At 63.6% G+C, this 6,540-nt stretch carries 7 protein-coding genes and 1 pseudogene; 5 read left to right on the forward strand and 3 right to left on the reverse strand.

What is annotated here, in order from left to right; genetic code table 11:
* Positions 1–596 precede the first annotated feature (596 nt).
* Positions 597–869, reverse strand: a complete 273-nt coding sequence (locus tag GJ668_RS19050; RefSeq protein WP_186343219.1) for a helix-turn-helix domain-containing protein — start codon at positions 867–869, stop codon at positions 597–599.
* 48 nt (positions 870–917) lie between these two features.
* Positions 918–1,457 (reverse strand): hypothetical protein, encoded by a 540-nt coding sequence (locus tag GJ668_RS19055; RefSeq protein WP_186343220.1) that lies wholly within the window; start codon positions 1,455–1,457, stop codon positions 918–920.
* Between GJ668_RS19055 and GJ668_RS19060 the strand changes: the two genes are divergently transcribed.
* From GJ668_RS19060 to GJ668_RS19070, 3 genes are read left to right on the forward strand one after another with little or no spacing between them, the layout of a single operon-like run.
* Positions 1,434–2,207 carry a tetratricopeptide repeat protein gene (locus tag GJ668_RS19060; RefSeq protein WP_186343221.1) on the forward strand — a complete coding sequence of 258 codons (774 nt, stop codon included), beginning with the start codon at positions 1,434–1,436 and terminating at the stop codon, positions 2,205–2,207. The two genes, GJ668_RS19055 and GJ668_RS19060, sit on opposite strands and share 24 nt — an antisense overlap.
* Complete coding sequence (locus GJ668_RS19065; protein ID WP_186343222.1) at positions 2,161–3,405, forward strand: glycosyltransferase family 9 protein; 1,245 nt, start codon at positions 2,161–2,163, stop codon at positions 3,403–3,405. The genes GJ668_RS19060 and GJ668_RS19065 overlap by 47 nt, the downstream gene beginning before the upstream one ends.
* A complete protein-coding gene (locus GJ668_RS19070; RefSeq protein ID WP_155451684.1) occupies positions 3,398–4,870 on the forward strand; it encodes a TIGR03032 family protein in 1,473 nt (490 codons plus the stop codon). Before GJ668_RS19065 ends, GJ668_RS19070 begins: the two co-directional genes overlap by 8 nt.
* Here GJ668_RS19070 and GJ668_RS19075 read toward each other — a convergent pair.
* Positions 4,853–5,119: a hypothetical protein gene (locus GJ668_RS19075; protein WP_155451685.1), complete on the reverse strand. Its 267-nt coding sequence runs from the start codon at positions 5,117–5,119 to the stop codon at positions 4,853–4,855. The genes GJ668_RS19070 and GJ668_RS19075 overlap by 18 nt on opposite strands.
* Here GJ668_RS19075 and GJ668_RS19080 point away from each other — a divergent pair.
* On the forward strand, positions 5,033–5,716 hold the full coding sequence (locus GJ668_RS19080; RefSeq protein ID WP_246195020.1) for an FG-GAP-like repeat-containing protein: 684 nt from the start codon (positions 5,033–5,035) through the stop codon (positions 5,714–5,716). The genes GJ668_RS19075 and GJ668_RS19080 overlap by 87 nt on opposite strands.
* A gap of 49 nt (positions 5,717–5,765) precedes the next feature.
* Positions 5,766–6,540, forward strand: a pseudogene (locus GJ668_RS19085) (IS66 family transposase); the annotation flags it as partial.

Below are 6,540 nucleotides of genomic sequence, written 5' to 3' on the forward strand. Positions count from 1 at the left end.
GGCAGAATCGCCATTGAATCCGACTACAACCGTCGATTTCTGGGGCTGGTCACAGGTTTATGAAACATCCGGGCTAAGGCCACAACGCGACGGTAAATCGGGGTCAGTTCCATGCCGTTCTCCCACAGGCTACACTGGCGACAGGGAGACCACGCTGGCCGCCACTGACATCCCTCTCAAGCGCGTTGCGCTTGGACCTCTTTACCGTGCGCTCTGTGGCGATGCATTCCGGGGTTCGGAGCAACGGCGGCGGGTCACGTTAGCTATCAGGATCGAGTCGCCAAACACTTGACCGACCTCGCAGCGTGGTCTCCCGCGCAGCATCTTTCATTTTCCGGGGTGCCGCCACCCCGGCATGCTCGTTAGCCAAGGTCGCCTTGGGGGTGGAGCGGCTGGTGTGGCGCGTGGTTGGCGGGCAAGACGCTGGCGATGAGAAAACATCAGGAGAACACGGCACCGTCGCTCATTCGTGACAAACCAGATCACCATTCACACCACGCTGCTCGCACTGGCGCTGATCGCCATCGGCCTCGTCCCGACCGGCTCGGTGCCAGACAGCCCATAGCGACGCGGCCAAACCCTATCAATCAGCGTGTTCACTCGCTGTCATCCGTCCCCTTGAGCGATCCCTTGCGCAATGCCCCAGGCGAGTAGCCGAACTGACGCCGAAAGGCATTGCTGAAGTGATTGACATGCGAATAGCCCAGATTCGCGGCGATGACTTTCAGCGGAGTGGCCGTATTGGCGATGGCGGCATGGGCTTCTTGCAGTCGTTGCGCGCTGACATAGGCGGCGATCGGCAGGCCGAACCGCTCCTTGAACTCCCGGTTCAAGGTCTGGGCGGAGCGGCCAAAATGCTGGGCCAGCACATCCAGTGTTGGAACCTTGCCGGGCAGCTCCAGCAGATAGTCGCGGACCTATTCGGCCCGATCAATCGCCTTGCGGTCAGGCACGGTGCTGGGCGGATGGACGAAGGCATGACACAGTCCGGCGAGATACTCCAGGCACTTGGCTTGGGAATGGAGCTTTCGCATCGGCCCCGTCAAATGCCGCGTGAATGCCTGATGCAGCAGGTTGGAGACCGACAAGGGCGTCTTCACTAACTGAATGCTGGGGCTGGCGGCGATCCCCAGGGTCTGGAGCAACTGCACGCTCTGCCCATCGCCGATCAGCTGCCCGAGCAGGTTGTGCCCGATCGACAGACTCACCAGCGACGAATCCCGGCCAGCATCAAGCACAGGCTCCAGGTCGACGGCCTCCGCCTGACGGTAGATATCGAGTCCGGGAAAACACAGATGCTCCAGCGACGGAATCTGCTCCCGGTGCAGGATGCGCCCGCCTCGCACGCTTTGCACCATGAAGCTCGGCTCGTCGAAGCGCAGCCGAGCGCGCAACAGCGGGATCAGTCTTCCGGGTTGCGGCGGCGTGAAGTGATGCTCACCGCGGAAGATCGCCATTCCCAGCGCCAGAAAATGCTTCTCGAATCCGCCGTGGCCGCTCTTGTTTGGAAAGGGATAGCGGATATACTCAGGGTCTTAATCCATTGCTCACAAATTACTGAACTTTGGACAAAAATTCGTCATTGGAGGCGATCCGTGCCCCTCTCATCTCCCGAGTCCACGCTGTTCGCGATCGACGCACGTCTGCCCGATGCTCAAGCCTTGGTGGATCGGGGTAGCGCAAATATTTCTCATTCGATACCCGTTGATCAGTTGAAGAAAACGATTGCCGATCCCTTTACCGCCGGCCGCCAAGCCCGTCAACGCGGCGATCTGACGACGGCCATCGCCTGTTTCCGGGAGGCCATCGCGCGCCAGCCCGATCACGTGCCCGCCCACAACAACCTGGCGACAGCACTCCAGGCAACCGGCGACCTTGACGGAGCCTTGTCGGCCGGTCAGCACGCCGTGGAGATCGCCCCTGAGCGGGCTATTCTCCACTGCAACCTCGGCAGTCTGTGGCAACTGAAGGGCGGGCATGAGCAGGCGCTGGCCTGTTATCGGCGGGCGATCGAGCTGCAACCCGATCTGTTCCTTGCGCACTTCAACCTCGGCAAGGCGCTGGCGAGCCAGGAAGACTGGGACGCGGCCCTGGCGGCGTTGCGCACCGCCCTCCGGTTTGCGGCCCACGGCCAGCGAAGCGCATCTGGAGATCGGCCGGGTGCTGACCCAGCTTCAGCGCCACCACGATGCGCTGACCGCCTATGAGCAGGCGCTGGAACTGGCGCCCGAGTTGGTGCAGGCCTATGTCTATCAGGCTGTCACCCTGTTCGAGATCAAACACTATCAACTCGCGCGCCTGAGCGCCGCAGCAGCCATTGAGCTTGATACAAATTCTGCGGTGGCCTACTACAACCGAGGGCTTGCCTACAGCCGACTCAACCGCTGCCAAGAGGGTCTGCGCGACAATCTCCGGGCCATCGAGCTTCAGCCCGACTATGCCGATGCCCACTGGAACACAGCGCTCAATTGTCTACTGCTCGGTGACTATGCAGCGGGCTGGCGCCATTACGAGTGGCGCTGGCGGCGCACCGGCGCCGGCCCTCAGCACTATGCCGAGCGACCCTTGTGGACCGGATCGGAGTCGCTCGCCGGCAAGACCATCCTGCTCCACGCTGAACAGGGTATTGGCGACACCATCCAGTTCAGCCGTTATGTCCCGATGGTCGCCGCCCGTGGCGCGCGGGTGCTGCTCGAAGTCTATCCGGCGGTGGCGCCCTTATTCACGCGCCTGCCCGGTGTAGCTGAGATCCTGATCCGTGGCGAACAGGACAGCACCGCCACATTCGATTACCAGGCGCCACTGCTGACGTTGCCGCTCGCCTTTGGCACCACCATGGAGAGCATCCCCACCGATAGCCCCTATCTGCATCCCCATCCCAGTCGGCTACGCCAGTGGCGCGAGATCCTGGGCGCTCGCACCCATCCCCGAATTGGGCTGTCCTGGTCGGGCAATCCGTCCCATCGCCACGATCAGGAACGTTCCATCCCGCTCGCGCAGCTCGCGAGCCTGCTGATACCCGATGGCGAATTCTTCAGCTTGCAGCGAGACGTCCGCCCCGAGGATAAGGCGGTGCTAGCTGAGCACGAGGAGCTACGGCATTTTGGCGAACAACTGCGCGACTTCAGCCACACCGCCGCCCTGATCGCGCACATGGATCTGGTCATCAGCGTCGACACCGCAGTGGCGCACTTGGCCGGGGCCATGGGCAAGCCGACCTGGGTACTGCTGCCGTTCCATCCCGACTGGCGCTGGCTCCTCGAACGCCACGACAGTCCTTGGTACCCGAGCCTGCGTGTCTTCCGTCAACCGCTACGGGATGACTGGGCGACGGTGCTGCAACAAGTCGCTCAGGCCCTGGGCGACGCCCTTGCCAGCGCCATCCGAGAGACTCCGCATGACTAACCCTCAACTCGACATCCAGGCCTCCGAGGGTCTGTGGCAGTGGCTCGCCGAGCAGGACATCAGCCTGGCGCTGACCACCTATCAGACCAATCGGCTGTTCTTCATCGGGCGCGCACAGGAACCGGGCCGACTGGCCCTGCACGAGCGGCTGTTCGACAAGCCGATGGGCCTGTGCTGGTTGCCCGAGCGCGATGCCCTGCTCATGGCCTGCCGTTACCAGCTCTGGCAACTGACCAACCGGCTGCCGCCGGGCCATCAACACGAGGGCGGCGACCGCCTCTATGTGCCTGCGCAAAGCTGGATCACCGGCGATCTCAATGTCCACGATGTCGCCCTCGATGGCCAAGGCCGGTTGTTGTTCGTCAATACCGACTTCAGTTGCCTGGCCACCCTCGACCCCGACTTCAGCTTCCGCCCGATCTGGCAGCCGCCCTTCATCAAAAAGCTAGTGGCCGAGGATCGTTGCCATCTCAACGGCCTGGCGCTGCAAGCCGGTGAACCGACCTGGATGACCGCCTGTAGTCAGACCGACAGCCCCGCCGGCTGGCGTCATCAGCGTCAGGAGGGCGGGGTGGTGCTGCACCTGCCGAGCAACAGCATCGCCGCCACCGGGCTGTCAATGCCGCACTCGCCGCGCTGGTACCGGGACCGGCTGTGGCTGCTCAACTCCGGCAGCGGCGAACTGGGCTGGCTGGATGGCGAGCGCTTCGAGCCGGTCGCCTACAGCCCCGGCTTCGTGCGCGGGCTGGCCTTTCAGGGCGACTACGCCATCGTCGGTCTCTCGCAACTGCGCGCCGCCAGCTTTGGCGGCCTGGCGCTGGAGCAACGCCTTGCCGCCGATGGCCAACGCGCGCAATGCGGCCTGGCGATCATCGCCCTCGACAGTGGCACGGTCGTTCACTGGCTGCGTTTCAACAGCCTGATCGAAGAACTGTTCGATGTTGTCAGCCTTCCGGGCTGCCGCCAGCCGCGCGCCCTCGGCCTGCAAGAAGACGACATCGAACGACTGGTGACCTTCCCCGGTCATCCCGGACTGATGATCACCAAACCCACCGTCAAGCGTCCCGCCCACGGTGCGCGCGCCCCGGTCGCCGGGCTACCACGCGCCGCCGCCCGCGACGGGCCGATCCACTATCAGCGCGTCTATCACCTCACTCCCGACAACCTGCGGCCTTACGACCCCCTGACCTGGCCACGCCTGAGCCCGCGCTGGGCCAACCAGCCCCCGCGTGGCGAATTGTTCGGACTCTCGGCGGCGATCAACGGCGAGATGATCGGGTTCGCCATCGCCGAGCGCTGGGGCGATGGGGCCGGTCCGCCACAGGTGGAGCTGATTTCACTCTTCGTCCTGCTGGCCCAGCGCGGGCGAGGCATTGCCAAACGCTTGATGCATGAACTGCAGCGCGAACTCGGCCAGCCCTTGCCCTGGCCCGCGCGCCACACCGCCTCATCCAAATTCGCTTGAACCGGAGAATGCCACGATGTCGACGCCAAATTTCCAAGCCGCGCTGACCAACCCCTTCGGCCTGAGCGATGTGGGCTTCTCTAAAGTGCCACCCCGACCTTCGCCGACCTCGACGGCGACGGCGATCTCGATGCGCTGATCGGTAATTACGGTGGCAACACCCTGTACTTCGAGAACACCGGCAGCGCCAGCAGCGCCGCCTTTGCCACGGCCCAGACCAATCCCTTCGGCCTGAGCGATGTGGGTCAATATGTCGTCCCGACCTTCGCCGACCTCGACGGCGACGGCGATCTCGATGCGCTCATCGGTGAAGGGTATGGCAACACCCTGTACTTCGAGAACACCGGCAGCGCCAGCAGCGCCGCCTTCGCCACGGCCCAGACCAATCCCTTCGGCCTGAGCGATGTGGGCTTCAGTGCCGCCCCGACCTTGGCCGACCTCGACGCCGACGGCGATCTCGATGCGCTCATCGGTAATTCCGACGGCAACACCCTCTACTTCGAGAATACCGGCAGCGCCAGCAGCGCCGCCTTCGCTACGGCCCAGGCCAATCCCTTCGGCCTGAGCAATGTGGGTTCCCTGGCCAAGCCGACCTTCGCCGACCTCGACGGCGACGGCGATCTCGATGCGCTCATCGGTGAATGGTATGGCCAAACCCTGTACTTCGAGAACACCGGCAGCGCCACCAGCGCCGCCTTTGCCACGGCCCAGATCAACCCCTTCGGCCTGAGCGATGTGGGCCAAAGTGCCGCCCCGACCTTGGCCGACCTCGACGGCGACGGCGATCTCGATGCGCTGGTCGGAAATTCGGGTAACTTCTCAATAAGTCATGGCAGCCTTGGCTGAAGATATCCGTTAAAGTACCTCATCGTTTCCCGCGACTCGTCCAGCCGTCATGCCCAGCCTGATCGAACTCCCTGACATCGCCGACGCGGAACGCACCCCGCTGATCGAGCAGTTGGTGGCGCTGATCGAAACGCTGGCCGAGACGACCCAGCGGCAAGCGGAAACCATCCAGCAGTTGCGCGATGAGATTGCGGTGCTCAAGGGCGAGAAGGGCAAGCCGACCTTCAAGCCGAGCGGGATGGAGGATCAGAGCGATCCAGACAAGAAGAAGCCAGGCACGGGCGAGTCGACGGGCAAGCGGGCCGGCTCGAGCAAGCGGAGCAAGACGCCAGACGTGCCGATTCATGAGGAGTGCGTAATTCCCCCCACCGAGGAGCCACCGCCTGGCTCACGCTTCAAGGGCTATCGCGACTTCGTGGTCCAAGACCTGAAGATCGAGGCGCACAACACCCGCTATCGCCTGGAGGTGTGGCAGACCCCGGACGGGGAGTGGTTGCGCGGGGAGCTGCCAGCGACCTTGCAAGGTGGGCACTTCGGCCCGCGCCTGCGGGCCTATGTGCTCTACCAGCACCATCACTGTCACGTCACCCAACCGTTGTTGCGCGAGCAACTCCTCGAATGGGGCATCGACCTGTCGGTCGGGCAGATCGACGCCCTGCTCAGCGGACACAACGAACCCTTCTTTGCCGAAAAGGATCAGCTGCTGGAGGTTGGTCTGGAGGTCAGTTCCTTCATCACGGTCGATGACTCAGGGGCACGCCACCAGGGGCGCAATGGCTATGTCACGCAGATTGGCAACGACTTTTTTGCCTGGTTCTCCAGCA

This window comes from Allochromatium palmeri (assembly GCF_009720725.1).
GTDB lineage: Bacteria > Pseudomonadota > Gammaproteobacteria > Chromatiales > Chromatiaceae > Thermochromatium > Thermochromatium palmeri.

What these genes read in the sequence shown, in the direction of transcription:
- GJ668_RS19060 (WP_186343221.1), top strand. Translation starts at nt 1,434, where the DNA reads ATGCTCACCGCGGAAGATCGCCATTCCCAGCGCCAGAAAATGCTTCTC.
- GJ668_RS19070 (WP_155451684.1), top strand. Translation starts at nt 3,398, where the DNA reads ATGACTAACCCTCAACTCGACATCCAGGCCTCCGAGGGTCTGTGGCAG.
- GJ668_RS19055 (WP_186343220.1), bottom strand. Translation starts at nt 1,457, where the DNA reads ATGGCGATCTTCCGCGGTGAGCATCACTTCACGCCGCCGCAACCCGGA.